Source organism: Celeribacter sp. SCSIO 80838, assembly GCF_056498065.1.
Genome location: NZ_JAZKMA010000001.1, coordinates 1,834,227 through 1,849,960, shown reverse-complemented (window position 1 = coordinate 1,849,960; position 15,734 = coordinate 1,834,227). Strand labels below are relative to the sequence as shown.

At 60.6% G+C, this 15,734-nt stretch carries 16 protein-coding genes; 10 read left to right on the top strand and 6 right to left on the bottom strand.

Annotated elements, in window-relative coordinates; all coding sequences use genetic code 11:
* The first annotated feature begins 148 nt into the window (after window positions 1-148).
* The 3 genes from V1475_RS09280 (at window position 149) to V1475_RS09270 (ending at window position 5,195) form a co-directional block, all read left to right on the top strand.
* Window positions 149-2,041: an AMP-binding protein gene (locus tag V1475_RS09280; protein WP_479412522.1), complete on the top strand. Its 1,893-nt coding sequence runs from the start codon at window positions 149-151 to the stop codon at window positions 2,039-2,041.
* Window positions 2,042-2,179: 138 nt separating this feature from the next.
* On the top strand, window positions 2,180-3,808 hold the full coding sequence (locus tag V1475_RS09275) for a hybrid sensor histidine kinase/response regulator (protein WP_479412521.1): 1,629 nt from the start codon (window positions 2,180-2,182) through the stop codon (window positions 3,806-3,808).
* The gene (locus V1475_RS09270) at window positions 3,780-5,195 is read left to right on the top strand and encodes a sigma-54-dependent transcriptional regulator (protein WP_479412520.1); all 1,416 of its coding nucleotides are present in this window, start codon (window positions 3,780-3,782) and stop codon (window positions 5,193-5,195) included. The genes V1475_RS09275 and V1475_RS09270 overlap by 29 nt, the downstream gene beginning before the upstream one ends.
* Window positions 5,196-5,216: 21 nt before the next feature.
* On the opposite strand, the gene V1475_RS09265 is transcribed toward V1475_RS09270, so the two are convergent.
* Window positions 5,217-5,999, bottom strand: a complete 783-nt coding sequence (locus V1475_RS09265) for an NAD kinase (RefSeq protein ID WP_479412519.1) — start codon at window positions 5,997-5,999, stop codon at window positions 5,217-5,219.
* 256 nt (window positions 6,000-6,255) lie between these two features.
* On the opposite strand from V1475_RS09265, the gene glyA reads away from it, so the two are divergent.
* Window positions 6,256-7,551: a serine hydroxymethyltransferase gene (glyA, locus tag V1475_RS09260; RefSeq protein WP_479412518.1), complete on the top strand. Its 1,296-nt coding sequence runs from the start codon at window positions 6,256-6,258 to the stop codon at window positions 7,549-7,551.
* Between the two features lie 66 nt (window positions 7,552-7,617).
* On the opposite strand, the gene V1475_RS09255 is transcribed toward glyA, so the two are convergent.
* Window positions 7,618-9,051, bottom strand: a complete 1,434-nt coding sequence (locus V1475_RS09255) for a hypothetical protein (RefSeq protein WP_479412517.1) — start codon at window positions 9,049-9,051, stop codon at window positions 7,618-7,620.
* Window positions 9,052-9,218: 167 nt separating this feature from the next.
* On the opposite strand from V1475_RS09255, the gene lepA reads away from it, so the two are divergent.
* A complete protein-coding gene (gene lepA / locus V1475_RS09250) occupies window positions 9,219-11,018 on the top strand; it encodes a translation elongation factor 4 (protein ID WP_479412516.1) in 1,800 nt (599 codons plus the stop codon).
* A 134-nt stretch (window positions 11,019-11,152) separates the two neighbouring features.
* Window positions 11,153-11,869 carry a hypothetical protein gene (locus V1475_RS09245; RefSeq protein ID WP_479412515.1) on the top strand — a complete coding sequence of 239 codons (717 nt, stop codon included), beginning with the start codon at window positions 11,153-11,155 and terminating at the stop codon, window positions 11,867-11,869.
* A gap of 164 nt (window positions 11,870-12,033) precedes the next feature.
* Here the strand turns inward: V1475_RS09245 and V1475_RS09240 are convergent, their stop codons facing one another.
* Both V1475_RS09240 and V1475_RS09235 read right to left on the bottom strand, forming a co-directional pair.
* Window positions 12,034-12,171 (bottom strand): entericidin A/B family lipoprotein, encoded by a 138-nt coding sequence (locus tag V1475_RS09240; protein ID WP_066710510.1) that lies wholly within the window; start codon window positions 12,169-12,171, stop codon window positions 12,034-12,036.
* A 60-nt stretch (window positions 12,172-12,231) separates the two neighbouring features.
* Window positions 12,232-12,369 (bottom strand): entericidin A/B family lipoprotein, encoded by a 138-nt coding sequence (locus tag V1475_RS09235; RefSeq protein ID WP_066710507.1) that lies wholly within the window; start codon window positions 12,367-12,369, stop codon window positions 12,232-12,234.
* A 233-nt stretch (window positions 12,370-12,602) separates the two neighbouring features.
* Here V1475_RS09235 and V1475_RS09230 point away from each other — a divergent pair, with 233 nt between their 5' ends.
* Window positions 12,603-12,791: a CTP synthetase gene (locus V1475_RS09230; protein ID WP_479412514.1), complete on the top strand. Its 189-nt coding sequence runs from the start codon at window positions 12,603-12,605 to the stop codon at window positions 12,789-12,791.
* Between the two features lie 3 nt (window positions 12,792-12,794).
* Here the strand turns inward: V1475_RS09230 and V1475_RS09225 are convergent, their stop codons facing one another.
* Window positions 12,795-13,577, bottom strand: coding sequence for an alpha/beta fold hydrolase (locus V1475_RS09225; protein ID WP_096806878.1), 783 nt, complete (start codon window positions 13,575-13,577; stop codon window positions 12,795-12,797).
* A 64-nt stretch (window positions 13,578-13,641) separates the two neighbouring features.
* Between V1475_RS09225 and V1475_RS09220 the strand changes: the two genes are divergently transcribed.
* The 3 genes from V1475_RS09220 (at window position 13,642) to V1475_RS09210 (ending at window position 15,242) form a co-directional block, all read left to right on the top strand.
* Window positions 13,642-14,001 carry a hypothetical protein gene (locus tag V1475_RS09220; RefSeq protein ID WP_479412513.1) on the top strand — a complete coding sequence of 120 codons (360 nt, stop codon included), beginning with the start codon at window positions 13,642-13,644 and terminating at the stop codon, window positions 13,999-14,001.
* 179 nt (window positions 14,002-14,180) lie between these two features.
* Entirely contained in the window at window positions 14,181-14,498 is a 318-nt protein-coding gene (locus V1475_RS09215) for a hypothetical protein (protein ID WP_479412512.1), read from the top strand.
* 6 nt (window positions 14,499-14,504) lie between these two features.
* On the top strand, window positions 14,505-15,242 hold the full coding sequence (locus V1475_RS09210; RefSeq protein ID WP_479412511.1) for a DUF4336 domain-containing protein: 738 nt from the start codon (window positions 14,505-14,507) through the stop codon (window positions 15,240-15,242).
* Here the strand turns inward: V1475_RS09210 and V1475_RS09205 are convergent.
* Window positions 15,232-15,684 (bottom strand): low molecular weight protein-tyrosine-phosphatase, encoded by a 453-nt coding sequence (locus V1475_RS09205; protein WP_479412510.1) that lies wholly within the window; start codon window positions 15,682-15,684, stop codon window positions 15,232-15,234. The two genes, V1475_RS09210 and V1475_RS09205, sit on opposite strands and share 11 nt — an antisense overlap.
* Window positions 15,685-15,734: the final 50 nt, after the last annotated feature.

Here is a 15,734-nt window from a genome sequence, read left to right as displayed (position 1 = left end):
CCGCGTCTGATAACAAGACTACCGAGCGGGCCAGCCCCCGCGCGTTTGACCCTGCGTCACCCCATAAGTAAATTCGCAAATTTGCCGAAACCTATGCGGTGTTACGGGTCAAGCCATTGACGCCAGACCAGCGAGGAGGACGCAGCGAGTGGCATACAAAGACGTTTACGACGCCTGGAAAGCGGATCCGGAGAAATTCTGGATGGAGGCCGCAGAAGAGGTTCACTGGTACAAGAAACCCTCGAAGGCGCTTTTCGACGACAAGGCCCCGATCTACGAGTGGTTCTCCGACGGGTTGACCAACACCTGCTACAACGCGGTGGACCGCCATGTGGAAGCCGGGCGCGGCGACGAGCTGGCGATCATGCACGAAAGCCCGATCACCCACGCGACCAAGGGCATCACCTACAAGGATCTGCAAAAACGCGTCTCTTCGCTCGCCGGTGCGCTCAAGATGCGCGGCGTCGAAAAGGGCGACCGCGTCATCATCTACATGCCGATGATCCCGGAGGCGCTCGAGGCCATGCTGGCCTGTGCCCGGATCGGCGCGATCCACTCCGTGGTGTTCGGGGGCTTTGCCGCCCATGAACTCGCCGTGCGGATCGACGACTGCACGCCCAAGGCGATCATCGCCGCGTCGAGCGGTCTCGAACCGAACCGCGTGGTGCATTACAAACCGCTTCTGGATCAGGCCATCGACATGGCCGATCACAAGCCCGAGTTTTGCGTGATCTTCCAGCGTGAACAAGAGGTTGCCAAACTGATTGAGGGCCGGGATTTCAACTGGCACGGCTTCCAGTACGGCGTGAAACCGGCGGAATGCGTGCCGGTCGAGGGCAACCACCCGGCCTATATCCTCTATACCTCCGGCACCACCGGCGCGCCGAAAGGCGTGGTGCGCTCCACCGGCGGCCATCTCGTGGCGCTGAACTGGACGATGAAGAACATCTACAACATCGACGTCGGCGACCGGTTCTGGGCCGCCTCCGACGTGGGTTGGGTCGTGGGCCACAGCTACATCTGCTATGCGCCGCTGATCAAGGGCGCGCAGACCATCGTGTTCGAGGGCAAACCCGTCGGCACGCCGCATGCCGGTGTGTTCTGGCGCATCATCCAGAACCAGCGGGTCAAATCCTTCTTCACCGCCCCGACCGCGCTCCGCGCGATCAAGCGCGAGGACCCGAACGGCGAGTTCATCAAGCGCTACAAGCTGCACGATTTGCAGGCGATCTTTCTCGCGGGCGAACGTGCCGACCCGGACACGATCAAATGGGCGCAGGAAAAATTCGGCGTGCCGGTGATCGACCACTGGTGGCAGACCGAAACCGGCTGGGCCATCGCCGCCAACCCGCTGGGGATCGAGGAGCTTCCGGTCAAGATCGGCTCGCCCTCCGTCGCCATGCCGGGCTACGACATCGACATTCTCGACGAGGCCGGTCATCCGGTTGCCCCCGGTGAACTCGGCGCCATCGCGATCAAGCTGCCGCTGCCCCCGGGCACCTTGCAAACCCTGTGGAATGCCGAAGACCGCTACAAGAAAAGCTATCTCACCACCTTCCCGGGCTACTATGAGACCGGCGACGCGGGGATCAAGGACGAGGACGGCTATGTCTACATCATGGCCCGCACCGATGACGTCATCAACGTCGCCGGGCACCGTCTCTCGACCGGCGCGATGGAAGAGGTTCTGTCGAACCATCCCGATGTCGCCGAATGTGCGGTGATCGGTGTGGCCGACGAGCTCAAGGGCCAGATGCCGCTCGGCTTCCTGTGCCTGAACGCGGGCTGTACGCGCGACCATGCGGACATCGTCAAGGAGGTCGTGCGCGACGTCCGCAACGAGATCGGCCCGGTTGCGGCCTTCAAACTCGCCTGCGTCGTCGACCGTCTGCCGAAAACCCGCTCGGGCAAGATCCTGCGCGGCACCATGGTGAAAATCGCCGACAGCCAGCCGTTCAAAATGCCCGCGACAATCGACGACCCGGCCATTCTGGACGAGATTAAGGTGGCGCTTCAGGGGCTTGGCTATGCAAAAGAGTAAGTTTTAATCAAAAAGCTCTGTTCCTCGGCGCAAGGTTGGTTAAGAATTTATAAACAACCGATGCACCGGGCATGAAACGCGGCCCAGTCGGCCGCGTTTTTGTCGCTTATGTAGGGACCATTCTTTAAGGGGTCAGACTTGAAACAAAGCGATCTGCAAAGCTACTCTCTTCTCATCGAAGACGCAGGACGCCTTTCGCTGCTCGCTCATGACATCCGCGCCACCTATTCCGAACTGCAAACCGCGCTCAACACCTTGGGCGAAAGCGCCCATGTCTCCCCCACCCTCCGCGAGGAACTGAGCCGCCTGTCCCACGCCGGGGCACATCTCGGACGGCTTCTCGACGAGGTGTCCGGTGCCCTGTTCCACAACCATCAGGACCGCCCCTACCCCACCCTCATCAGCACCCCGCGCCGCAGCCTCGCCGGTCTGGTGCAGCGCTGGCGTGGCATCACCGAACAGCTCGGCTCGCATCTCTTGCTCCATGGCGAAGCGCATATGCCGGAAACCGCCGCCTTCGACATGCTCTCCTTCGAACGCGCGCTCTCCAATCTGGTCTCCAACGCCCTGCATCATGCCGGTCCCGGTCCGATCTCCATCGACATCTCCCGCTCCGGTCAGGGCCCGCGCGAAGAATTGCTGGTGCGCATTCGCGACGCCGGTCCCGGTTTTCCCGCCGAGGTGCTCGCCAGCGTCGGCCCCAAACCGCTGCCCATCGGCTCCGGCGAACCCGGCTCCGGTTTCGGGCTTCGGATCGCCTGCGAAGCCACCCGCCAGCTCGGCGGCCAGCTCACCCTGCACAACCCGCCCGACGGCGGCGCCGAAGCCTGCCTCAGCCTGCCCCTCGCCGAACTTGCCCTGCCCACCGAATCTGGCAGGGACCTGATCCCGGCGCTGCCCTCCGGTCTGACCGCGCTCCTCGTCGAGGACAGCGCCGCCCTGCGCCTGCATCTGCGACACACTCTCGAAACCTTCGGCCTCCGTGTCGTCGAGGCCCCGGACGGCGCCGCCGCCCTGCATCTCCTGAGCACGCGCAACAGCGACTTCGACATCGTCTTCCTCGACATCGAACTGCCGCTTCTGTCGGGCCGTCAGGTGCTCTCGCTTCTGCGCAGCCGCGACATCCCGGTGCCGCCGGTGATCGCCGTCACCTCGCATGTGTTCGACGACAATATCCTCTCCATCCGCAACAGCGGCGCCGATGCGGTGCTCTGCAAACCCGTTTCCTCGCGCAAGGACATCGTCAACAGCCTCCTGCACGCCCTGCACCTGAAAAGCGACCATCCCGCGCACGCCCCGTTCGCGTCCCGCCACCAACCGCAGAGCGACGCGTTGAACGCGCCGCTCACGCACGGACAGGGTGCCGCCGGGGACAGACCGGACACCACCGAGGCCTGCCTGCGTAAAATGGTGCGGCATCTTCCCGAGGACACGCGGCAAAAGCTGCTTCGTCAGGTGGCCGCGGATCTGGATCAGTATCTCGAAGCCGCCTTTGCCGCCGCCCGCGCCGCTGTCGGCGCAGGCCCCCGCGCCGAGCTGTCCCGCTGCACCCATACCCTGTCAGGGTTGTTCGCCTCGGCCTGTCACGAAGACGCCCGGCAAATCGCCCACGCTCTTTCCGAGCGGGCCACCACGGCGGGACGTACGGAAATTATTGCGGTCCTCGGCCAACTCAGACAAACTGTCCTGAATATTAAGACTGCAATTCATTCCATCATAGATAGCGAAACACACGAGCATGTCACGAAAACCCATTCTGATCGTTGACGATGTCGAGACCCATCTGGCCCTGTTTTCCGCCACGCTCGAAGCGGCGGATTACCGGGTCATCACGGCCCGCAACCGGATCGAAGCCCGAGAGAAAGCCCTCGCTCACCATCCGGAACTGGCGCTGATCGACATTGTCCTCCCCGATGGCAACGGCATCGACCTGATCGCCGAGCTGAAAACCCATTTGCCCGCGCTCAAACCGATTGCCGTCACCGCCTTCGCCTCCGTCGACCGTGCCGTCACCGCGATGCGCAGCGGCGCAATCGACTTTCTGGTGAAACCGCTCGATCCAGAGCAATTGCTGCTGACCATCGCCAATGCCGAAAGCGGGCGCAGCATCGGCCAGCAGGACCACGATCTGCGCGGGGACAGCACCGCCTTCGACGGCCATATCGGCTCGTCCGAGGTGATGCGCGACGTGTTCGACACGATCAACGCCGTCGCAGGCGCCGCCGCCCCGGTGTTCATCACCGGCGAAAGCGGCACCGGCAAGGTCCGCGCCGCCGAAACCATTCACGCCCGCTCCGGCTTTCAGAACGGCAACTTTATCAAGCTCGACTGTTCCACCGCCGCTCCCGACCGGATCGAGGCCGAGCTGATCGGCGAGATCGTCCAACTCGACGGCAGGCCGGACGGCCGGACCGATGGCGAGGACAAGCCCGGCGCCGTCGAGCGGGCCCGGAACGGCACGCTCCTGCTCGACGAGATCTGCGCTCTCTCCCTGCCGATGCAGGCCCGGCTTCTGGGCATCCTGCAAAGCGGCTCGGTCACGCCTCTGGGCGGCCTCACCGCCCGGCCCGTGAACTTTCGCCTGATCTGCACCTCCACCACCGATCCCCGTGCCGAAGTGACCGCCGGTCGCTTCCGCGCCGATCTGTTCTACCGGCTGAACGTGGTGCATCTGCATCTGCCGCCGCTCCGCGGCCGTGGCATGGATGTGGTGGAGATTGCCGAGACCGAACTCGACCGGCTCTGTGCCCGTGAAGGCCGCCCCTTCCGCATGCTCTCGACCGGCGTGAAGGCGATCTTCCTCGATCACAACTGGCCCGGCAACCTGCGCGAACTGATGAACGTGTTGTGGAACATCGCAATCCTGCACGACGGTCCCGTGGTCGAAATCGCCGACCTGCCGCCCTATCTGCGCAATCCGCATACGCCAGAGGACGGCTCGCAAAGCCCGCCCCCCACCTTTACCCCCGCGCGCCTCAATCCGTTCGACGGCCAGACCCTGGCCGAAATCGAACGCCGGGCCATCGAGCACGCGATCCAGAAAGAGGGTGGCTCGATTCCTGCCGCGGCGCGCGCACTCGGGGTCTCGCCCTCGACGCTCTACCGCAAGCTCGATGGCTGGGGCAAACCGGTGCGCAGCAAACGCGACTTCTGACCCCGCTCAGACGCGTTATTCTCACACGAACTGTTCGCGCAGCAACCGCTCTTCGAGCCCGTGACCGGGGTCGAAGAGAATACGGTGTTTGATCTTCGGTTCGGAGGCGATCTCGACCCAAAGCACATTGCCCGCATGGCGGCTGTCGGCATCGGCCATCACCGGGCGCTTTTCGGCCTCCAGCACGTCGAACCGCACCATCGCCGTGCTCGGCAAAAGTGCACCGCGCCAGCGCCGGGGCCGAAACGCCGCCATCGCGGTCAGCGCCAGAACGTCAGACCCGATGGGCAGGATCGGCCCACGCGCGGAATAGTTATAGGCCGTCGACCCCGCAGGCGTCGACACCAGCACCCCGTCGCAGACCAGCTCCTCCATCCGGATTTTGCCATCGATCGACACACGCAGCTTGGCCGCCTGTGGCCCCGCCCGCAACAGCGACACTTCGTTGATCGCCAGCGCGCGCTGAACCTGTCCGTCCTCGCCGCCCGCGACCATGGAGAGCGGGTTGATCACCTCTTCCTCCGCCTCGGACAGCCGCCCGACAAGATCGTCCTCGCGAAACTCGTTCATCAGAAACCCGATGGTGCCGCAATTCATGCCATAGACCGGCGTGTCGAGCTGCATCGTCCCGTGCAGCGTCTGCAACATGAACCCGTCGCCGCCCAGCGCCACGATCACATCCGCCTCCTCGACCGGCACCGACGCATAGCGCGCCGTCAGACGCGCCAATGCGGATTGCGCGAGCTGGGCGTCACTGGCGGCAAAGGCGATCTTGACCATCTCGGGGGCCTCTTGAAACGACATGTTTGCGCCCTCAGTAGCAAAGCCCGCCGGGGATTTCACCTGAATTCCTGCGGTGTTGCACGCAAGCCCCCGGCGCTTTGTCCGCACATCCGTCGCCACCGAGACGCACCAAAGGAGGCGGATCGGAAACATCCGCCCCGCTCGGACACACAATCTCCCCCGAATTCATGATGATTATGCACCGACAAAGGGTTTTCCAATGGTCACAGAATGGATAAGAAGCGCGCGACACTCCCATCCTGCCAAGGAGCATAGCATGACGGCCAATGTCCGCGATTCCGGTTTCTTCACCGAGGCCCTCGCCTCCCGCGACCCCGAGCTGTTCGACAGCATCACCAAAGAGCTCGGCCGCCAGCGCCACGAGATCGAGCTGATCGCTTCCGAAAACATCGTCTCCGCCGCCGTGATGGAAGCCCAGGGCTCCGTCCTCACCAACAAATACGCCGAAGGCTATCCGGGCCGCCGCTACTACGGTGGCTGCGAATTCGTCGACATCGCCGAAAACCTCGCCCGTGACCGCGCCAAGGAACTCTTCGACGTCAAATACGTCAACGTCCAGCCGAACTCCGGCTCTCAGGCGAACCAAGGGGTTTACAACGCCCTTCTGCAACCGGGCGACACCATCCTCGGGATGAACCTCGCCTCCGGTGGCCACCTGACCCACGGCGCTTCCGTCAACCAGTCCGGCAAATGGTTCAACGCCATTCAGTACGGTGTGCGTCAACAGGATCAGCGCCTCGATTACGATCAGGTCCGCGATCTGGCGCTTGAGCACAAACCCAAGCTGATCGTCGCCGGGGGCTCCGCCATTCCGCGTCAGATCGACTTTGCGAAATTCCGTGAGATCGCCGATGAAGTCGGCGCGCTCCTGATGGTCGACATGGCCCACTTCGCCGGTCTCGTCGCCGGTGGCGCGCACCCGTCGCCCTTCCCCTATGCCGATGTGGCGACCACCACGACCCACAAGACGCTCCGCGGTCCGCGCGGCGGCATGATCCTGACGAATGACGTCGAGATCGCCAAAAAGGTCAACTCCGCCATCTTCCCCGGCATTCAGGGCGGCCCGCTGATGCACGTCATCGCCGCGAAAGCCGTGGCCTTTGGCGAGGCGCTGCGTCCCGAGTTCAAGACCTACGCCGAACAGGTGGTGAAGAACGCTCAGGCGCTCTCCGACCAGCTCATGAAAGGCGGGCTCGACATCGTCACCGGCGGCACCGACACCCACGTCCTGCTCGTCGACCTGCGCCCCAAAGGCGTGAAGGGCAACGCGACCGAGAAAGCCCTCGAACGCGCCCACATCACCTGCAACAAAAATGGCATCCCGTTCGACCCGGAACCGCCGATGGTCACCTCCGGCGTCCGCCTCGGCACGCCCGCCGGCACCACCCGCGGCTTCGGTGAAGCCGAATTCCGCCAGATCGCCGACTGGATCGTCGAAGTGGTCGACGGGCTGGCCGCCAACGGCGAAGAGCACAACGCCGAGGTCGAAGCCAAGGTGAAAGCCGAGGTCGAAGCGCTGTGCGAAAAATTCCCGCTCTACCCGAACCTGTAAGGGTTAGGCGAGTGTGAGAGATTTAGAGGGGCCTTCGGGCCCCTTTTTTGTTGGGGGAATGAGAGACTAGCCGCCCAGCAATCGCAAGATGATCCCGACCAGCGTGTGCAGCGTCATACTGATCGTGAGCGCTTTATAGCCTCCGCTGCCATCAAGCGCTTTCGCAACGTCCGATGACTTCGTCAGCAAGCTCATTTTCGCCACGCGATTGCCGATCCTGTGTGTGGCGTCGGCTCCGGGCAGTTTGGGCGCAGTGTTTGGCACCGGCCCCGCCGACGAATTCAACACTTGTCCGAAATCCAGCTCGAATTCTTCGGCGAGCTTGTCGTCAGAGATCGCTTTCAGAATGGGAAGCGCATCGGCAAGCGCTTCTTTCTGCTCCGGTGTCGCTTCATGAAGCGCAGCCTGCGCCCGTTTCTCGCGCGCCTCTTTGACCGCCGGATGCGTCGCGCGAATATCCAGTGCCGCTTGGAACAGCGTGTCCGCCAACCCGGTGATTTCCGGACTGTCGGGGTATTCATGGCATTCCACATGCCGCTTGAGGCTCCCCGCCACCTGCATGAAATTCATCTCAACCGTCTGCGGATCGTCGCGGCAGGTTTTGAACGTGTGACTGAGGATTTTGGCCTCGTAACAAGCCTCGCTCAACCCATTGCCGCCGATGGCGAGGGAATAGGCGAATTCGGAGCGCTCCAGTGAAACACGAAAGAGATCGGGGGTGTCGATCTCTATGGGAACGGTTGTGAAAGTGCGTTGATCTTGGTCGAAGACCATCTCTTCCGCGAGAGGGGCACGTTTGGCGAGGAGATTAGCTTGGATCTTTTCGATTTCTTCGGCCACCGCCTTGGGACCAGCTTCCCAGATCTGATCTGCGATCAGCGCAATCTCGCGCCAAAGCTCCCAGTCGGGTGTGCGGCCTTCGAGCAACCCGTCATACCAGTCGATCCAGAATGCCATCGCGGGGTCGGCTTCCCATTCTTTGCGGAGGCCTTCCCAGTTTGCTTTGATGTCATCGGGTATTTCAGCAGTGCCCCAAAGTGGACGAACGGAGATGCCGGAGATGCCGACGGCGTCAAGAGTTTCGGCAAGGTCAAAACTGATGGTTTGTGAGGCCGAGTGGTGTGCAGCGGTTTCTCCAGTGTTAGATGTTACAACTGTGAGGGCGGCGGCATGAGCGGAGTGGGTGGAGCGGGAGGCTAAAGAGGCGGCGGCGATACGCGCGGAGTGGGCGGAAAGAACGGCGGAGTTTGCGTAAATCTTCAATTTTTTGCTGACATATATCCCGCGCACCAAGGGTATAAGAATCGCGCGAAGAAGAATGAGATCAAACGAAAATCCGGTGAACTTTGGGGGGCGTCCTCCATGGATGTTTGGAAGAACGAACGCAGCATTCCGCGCGGCAAATGTGCAGTTGATTTCGATGCTCTGTTCTTTGCACCAGGCCTTAGCCCATGCTAGGAAACCCATCGTACTTTCAAATTCACGCGGCATCAAATCCATCCCCACTATGGGGCTTACTGTTCTGCGTCTCCGCCGCGATTGCAAGTCGGACGCGCAGGGGAGGCGCGCAATATGTGTCCTTGGGTCTGTCTTCTGCAATCGGTCTAGACATTCCCCCCCTTTCCCCGCATAGAACTCAGCCAAACCTTCATCCGCTGAGGCCTCTCATGACCGAGCTGAAAAACATCCGCAATTTCTCCATCGTGGCCCATATCGACCACGGGAAATCGACCCTTGCCGACCGGCTGATCCAGCTCACCGGCACCGTGGCCGAGCGCGATATGCAGGCGCAGATGTTGGACTCCATGGACATCGAGCGCGAGCGCGGCATCACGATCAAGGCCAACTCCGTGCGGATCGAATATCCGGCCAAGGATGGCGAGACCTATATTCTCAACCTGATCGATACCCCCGGCCACGTCGACTTCGCCTATGAGGTCAGCCGCTCGATGCAGGCCGTCGAAGGCTCGCTCCTCGTCGTCGACGCCACCCAGGGCGTCGAGGCGCAGACGCTTGCCAACGTCTATCAGGCCATCGACGCCAACCACGAAATCGTCCCGGTCCTCAACAAGATCGACCTGCCCGCCGCCGAGCCCGAGCGCGTCAAGGAACAGATCGAGGACGTCATCGGCATCGACGCCTCAGAGGCCGTCGAGATTTCCGCCAAAACCGGCCTCGGCATCCCCGACGTTCTGGAGGCCATCGTCCACCGCCTCCCCGCCCCCAAGGGCGACGTCACCGCGCCGCTCAAGGCCATGCTGGTCGACAGCTGGTACGACAGCTACCTCGGCGTCGTCGTCATGATCCGTGTCATCGACGGCACGATCAAGAAGGGCGACCAGATCAAGATGATGCAGACCGGCGCGACCTACAAAATCGACAAGCTCTCGGTCCTCAAGCCGCAGATGGTCGACATCGCGGCGCTTGGTCCCGGCGAGATCGGCGTGTTCACCGCCTCGATCAAACAGGTGCGCGACACCAAAGTGGGCGATACCGTCACCCATGACAAGAAACCCTGCGCCGCGCCGCTGCCGGGCTTCAAACCCTCGATCCCGGTGGTGTTCTGCGGCCTCTTCCCGGTCGACGCCAACGATTTCGACGCCCTGCGCGACGCCATCGAGAAACTGCAACTGAACGACGCCTCGTTCAGCTCCGAAATGGAAACCTCTGCCGCTCTGGGCTTTGGCTTCCGCTGCGGCTTCCTCGGGCTTTTGCACCTCGAAGTGATCCGCGACCGTCTTGAGCGCGAATACGACCTCGATTTGATCACCACCGCCCCCTCCGTGGTCTATAAGATCCACATGAAGGACGGCTCGGTCGAGGAACTGCACAACCCCGCCGACATGCCCGATCTGACCTATGTCGACCATATCGAGGAGCCGCGCATCAAAGCGACGATCCTCGTGCCCGACGAATATCTCGGCGACGTGCTCAAACTCTGTCAGGACCGCCGCGGCATCCAGCTCGACCTGACCTATGCCGGTCCGCGCGCGATGGTGGTGTATGACCTCCCGCTCAACGAAGTTGTGTTCGACTTCTACGATAGGCTGAAATCGGTAACGAAAGGTTACGCCTCCTTCGATTACCAGTTCACCGAGTATCGCGAGGACAATCTCGTGAAAATGCAGGTGCTGGTGAACGACGAACCGGTCGACGCGCTGTCGATGATGGTCCACCGCGACCGCGCCGAACAACGCGGCCGGGCGATGTGCGAAAAGCTCAAGGAGCTGATCCCCCGCCATATGTTCAAAATCCCGATCCAGGCGGCCATCGGCGGCAAGGTGATCGCCCGCGAAACCCTGTCCGCGCTGCGCAAAGACGTGACCGCGAAATGCTACGGCGGCGACGCCACCCGGAAGAAGAAACTTCTGGAAAAGCAGAAGGCGGGTAAGAAGAAGATGCGCCAGTTCGGGAAAGTGGAAATCCCGCAGGAAGCGTTTATCAACGCGCTTAAAATGGATAACTGACTTTTTCGGGCTTGCCCGCAAAAGTCAGCAAGGCACTGGCGCGACAACACTTTTCCCGCAGGGAATAAGTGTGAGAGCGCTGGTGTCTTTTGGGACGCCAGATGTGATGTTGAGTTGGTCGGAGAAATGTACGGATGACATCGACCCCAAGTACGTTAGATCAATATCTAAATAAAATTAGCCACAACGTTAAAAATACGCCGCCAGAGTTCATTGGTTTACTAGATGATGTATTGAGTGCCTGTGCAAACACACTCCATCAAAATGAACATTTAACTTCGGCGCAGTTATTTCAGATTGGTTTCGGGAGTTGGCGCATTGCTGTCGCGCTGAGCATGGCGGGAGCCGTTGCTCAGGTCCCAGCAATTCTGCGACATGCAATTGAGTGCGCACTATATTCATTTCTTGCTAGTAAAGACAAAGATTTTGAAGACGATTGGCTTGAAAGAGAAAGTGATGTTTTAAAAAAGAAAAAACTCCGTAAGGGAGGCAAAAGCTCGCCAATTGCAAAAGCTAAGAGTGAGTTGAGAAGCGTCAATGCGGATTTAGAAGCGAAGCTCTCCACTGCCCTTGATTTTATGATTGATTTTGGTGCGCACCCAAACGTTTTCATGTTGGCTCGTGTGCAGGATGTCACAACTATTTTTGATATCGAGCAATATCAAATTCAGCTGCTGGGACATACCGAAGAGCGCGCTTCCTCACTACTTCATTGCTTTCCTACTGCGTTTGCAATGGCCCAAATATACCGTTTAATTTGGCCTACCAAGTTTACATCAGAGTTTGATCGTAAAATGCTCGAGGCGCAGAGACGAGCAAGAGTGTATAAGAACGGTCAAAAAAGCGAATAGCTGATAAGTTCCATACGATCCATGGCTTCCAGTATAGCAGGGCTTCCCTAAAAGACGCCCCGCTCAGGCCGTCCAAATCCACGCCCATAAACTGTCACGAGCAAATGTGCCCGCGCGTCTGCGGCTGAAAGGCTCCACCGGAGCCTTTCAGAGACGCCGCGACCTCACATCTCACTCTGCACCTCACGGCTCTCCTGAGAAATCGCAGAGCCCGCCTTGGAAATATCCTGCCCCGCCCCTTCGATGGTCTCACAGGCGGCCAAAGACAACAGCACGGCACCCAAAATCATCACGCGTTTCATGTCACTCTCCTTGCATTGCATTCGAGAGAGTAACGCAGCACGGGCCGTGAGAGTTCCCGCTCACATGCTCGACTGCACGTCGCGGCTGGCGCTCGAGATCGCCTGACCGGCTTTCGAGATGTCCTTGCCCGCGCCTTCGATGGTTTCGCAGGCGGCGAGCGCGCAAAGCGTCAGTCCGATCAACATCACACGTTTCATCTTTGTCTCCCAAGGCGCATGTTCGGGGATTTTGTAGCGACAGAGCGGAGGCGGCTCAACCGTTTCCGGCGCGGTCTGCGGCCCCCGCCATGCTCAGGACGTGCCCGACAAAAGTCCGACACATGTCAGACGCTTTGCCGACGGTGGATTTGACGCCGATCAAAGCGACATTGTTGAATCACCTTATCGTCACATTCGCGCGAATGAATGCAACGCCATCAAGGACCCAACCAATGAACAGACTCGCCGGCATCCTGTTTTCGCTCATTTCCACAACCCTGATGGGGACCGCTGTCGTGGTCGCCCTGACCATGGGTCAGGACACGCTGAAACCCATTCTGGTCTCCGCCGCCATCGGATTTGTCGCTGCGCTTCCAATCACTTGGTACATCGCCAAGAAGATCATGGAAGAATTCGCCTGACGCTCAGCCCTTCGCGTCCACCGCCTCCATCCAGGCGCGCAACGCCGCCTCGAACTCGCGCGGTTTCTCGGCATGGAGCCAATGGCCCGTGCCGGGGATGGACGCGAATTTTGCATGTGGAAACAAGGTCTTGGAGCGATCCCTATGGCCGCGCTCGACATAGGTGCTTTCGCCGCCCGAGAGGAAAAACACCGGCCCCTCATAGGTCCCGCTGACCTCCGGAAATCCGACGATCTTCGTCATCTCGGCCTCCAGAACATCGAGATTCAGGAGCCATTTTTTTTCTTTCACCACAAGGCTTTGCAGCAAAAACGCCCGCACGCCCGGGTCCAGAACGTCATGCGCCAACTGCCGGTCGGCATCCGACCGTTTCTCTACCGTCGAGAGGTCGATCTTGCGCATCGCGTCAATCAGCGGCGTATTGTCGTGACTGTAGGCCACGGGCGAAATATCCGCGACAATCAAGGACTTGATCAATTCGGGGCGCATGAGTGCCAGCACCATCACCGCCTTGCCGCCCATCGAATGCCCCATGACATGCAGCGGCCCGTGTTCGGCAACAATCGGCTCAAGCACCTCGGCCAGATCGGAGGCCATATCCTCATAACTCTGGGTCGCAAACCGCGGGCTTTCGCCGTGATTACGTTGATCGACGGATACGACAAGTCTTTGATCCGAAAGACGTTTCGAGATCACGCCCCAGTTGCGGGCGGAGCCGAACAGGCCATGGACGATCAGAAGGGGTGCGCGGTCGGTCGGTTGACCGGTGAAGATGGTATTGAGCATGACCCAGAGATAGCGCCTTGGCGCGGCGCGGCAAAGGGCTTAAATCTGCGCCATGGACCATTCCGTGACGCACAGATCCGAAGAGCTTGCCACGCTGATGCGCGACCGTCTCGGCGTGCGTCTGGGCGAAGGGTTCGAGGCCAAGGTGAAACAAGCCGGTCGCCGCCTGCCCCGCTGGGCGCGCCGGAAATCCGCCGTGATCATCGAAGCGATCGCACTTGAGGCCCACCCGAAACTGGCCCAACAGGTCGACCACAAAAAGGTCGATAAAGCCTTCAAGGAATTGAGATATTTCCTTGAGAGACAAGATGTGAAAACCCGACGCAAGAACCGCTTTCTCGATCTGATCGCAAGCATCGCCTTCGCCCTCCTCGTCACCCTCGGGCTGGTGCTCGGCGTCATGATCTGGCGCGGGCTGTTGTAAGGCCCGAGCAGACCTCGGCACGCCCCCGCTCATCTCTGCTGTACCTGAAACTCCGTGATTGCCACGCGCGACAGACTCAGGCATCTTGTCCTGCATATTCACATCAGCGCAGCCTGCGGCATCCAAGCCAGATCACACCATGATCCCAGACGGGCGCGTATGTTGAGAGAGGCAGAGACATGAAAAAATCCCTTCTGGCATTCGCCGCCATTGCAACCACCGCGACCGCCCTTTTGTCGCCGATCCCGGCCAGTGCCGATACGATCGAGCGGGCCTGTATGGCCTCCGACCGGGCCGCGAACAACCGCGCGCTCTGCGGCTGCATTCAACAGGTCGCCGACATGACGCTGTCGAACAGCGACCAGCGGCAGGCGGCAAAGTTCTTCAAAGACCCGCAGAAAGCGCAGGACATTCGTCAGTCGGACAACCGCTCGCACGAAGAATTCTGGTTGCGTTACAAAGCCTTCGGACAGGCCGCCGCGCAATATTGCGGATAAGAAACCTTGAGGAAGAAAGCGCGCGGGCTCTACCTGCCGCTCAATACTCTGAAACCGGTCGCCCCGGAAATCTGGCTCGCTGACGGGCCTCCCGTTGCGTTTTACGGCATGAACTTCCCGACCCGGATGACCGTCATCCGGGTGGCGGGCAAGCTTTGGGCGCATTCTCCGATCGCGCTTGACGAAGCCCTCTTAGGTGAGATGGCCGCTCTCGGCCCCATCGGCTGGCTGATCGCGCCAAATCCGATCCATTACGTCTCTCTGAACGCTTGGGCGAAACGCTTCCAGAAAGCGGAGGTCTATGCCGCGCCCGGCGTGGCAGAACGTGCCAAGAAATTCAACGTCCCGGTGCCGCCGCATGAGGTGCTCACCGACGCGGCCCCCGAAGGCTACGCGAGCGACATTTGCCAGCGTGTGGTCAAAGGTCACAAGTTTCTGCACGAGGTGGTGTTTTTCCACAAAAGTTCGAAAACCCTCATTCTGACCGATCTGATCGAGAATTTCGAAGCGGAAAAGGTTGGAAAAGTGAAAGCTTTCCTGATGCGCTTTGCCGGTATTCTCGCCCCGGACGGCAAGGCCCCGTTGGATATGCGCGCCACGTTCCGCAACAAGGGCAAAGCGCGCGAGGTGATCCGGGAGGTCATCTCATGGCAACCCGAGCGCGTGATCCTGAGCCACGGGCGATGGTATGCCGAGAACGGCACAGAGGAGCTGAAACGAGCCTTTCGCTGGCTCAATTTGTGAGAGAGGCCAAAAGCCCATTTGCCGCCGCCTCGATCAGATTGAGCGCCTCATCGAAATCACGGGTGTAATAGGGATCGGGCACAGCTCTCTCCCCGGTCTCCGGCGCATAAGACATCATCAGGGCCACAGGCGTCTCAGACGCCGAAGGCCGCAGCCGCTCGATATCGCGCAGGTTCGCCTCATCCATCGCGACGATCAGATCGAACCCGTCGAAATCCGACGCGGTGATCTGACGCGCCCGCAACGCAGACAGATCATACCCTCGCTTGGACGCCGCCCTCTGCATCGGACCATAAGGCGGCTCGCCGACATGCCAGTTGCCCGTCCCGGCACTGTCCACGATCACCGGATAGCGCGCCGCCTGCGCCTTGCTGGCAAAGACCGCCTCGGCCGAGGGTGAACGACAGATATTGCCGAGACAAACGAAGAGGATTTTCTGCATGGGATCTCCTTTGGCCGCACGCTACCCTTGTCGTGTGACGCAGCGCAAGG

Bases quoted from the DNA above. Each gene is read 5' to 3' on its own strand.
- V1475_RS09270 (WP_479412520.1), top strand. From the start codon at position 3,780: ATGTCACGAAAACCCATTCTGATCGTTGACGATGTCGAGACCCATCTG.
- V1475_RS09215 (WP_479412512.1), top strand. From the start codon at position 14,181: ATGAAAAAATCCCTTCTGGCATTCGCCGCCATTGCAACCACCGCGACC.
- V1475_RS09240 (WP_066710510.1), bottom strand. From the start codon at position 12,171: ATGAAACGCGTGATGATTTTGGGTGCCGTGCTGTTGTCTTTGGCCGCC.
- V1475_RS09230 (WP_479412514.1), top strand. From the start codon at position 12,603: ATGAACAGACTCGCCGGCATCCTGTTTTCGCTCATTTCCACAACCCTG.
- lepA (WP_479412516.1), top strand. From the start codon at position 9,219: ATGACCGAGCTGAAAAACATCCGCAATTTCTCCATCGTGGCCCATATC.
- glyA (WP_479412518.1), top strand. From the start codon at position 6,256: ATGACGGCCAATGTCCGCGATTCCGGTTTCTTCACCGAGGCCCTCGCC.
- V1475_RS09235 (WP_066710507.1), bottom strand. From the start codon at position 12,369: ATGAAACGTGTGATGTTGATCGGACTGACGCTTTGCGCGCTCGCCGCC.
- V1475_RS09245 (WP_479412515.1), top strand. From the start codon at position 11,153: ATGACATCGACCCCAAGTACGTTAGATCAATATCTAAATAAAATTAGC.
- V1475_RS09265 (WP_479412519.1), bottom strand. From the start codon at position 5,999: ATGTCGTTTCAAGAGGCCCCCGAGATGGTCAAGATCGCCTTTGCCGCC.
- V1475_RS09255 (WP_479412517.1), bottom strand. From the start codon at position 9,051: ATGGATTTGATGCCGCGTGAATTTGAAAGTACGATGGGTTTCCTAGCA.
- V1475_RS09205 (WP_479412510.1), bottom strand. From the start codon at position 15,684: ATGCAGAAAATCCTCTTCGTTTGTCTCGGCAATATCTGTCGTTCACCC.
- V1475_RS09225 (WP_096806878.1), bottom strand. From the start codon at position 13,577: ATGCTCAATACCATCTTCACCGGTCAACCGACCGACCGCGCACCCCTT.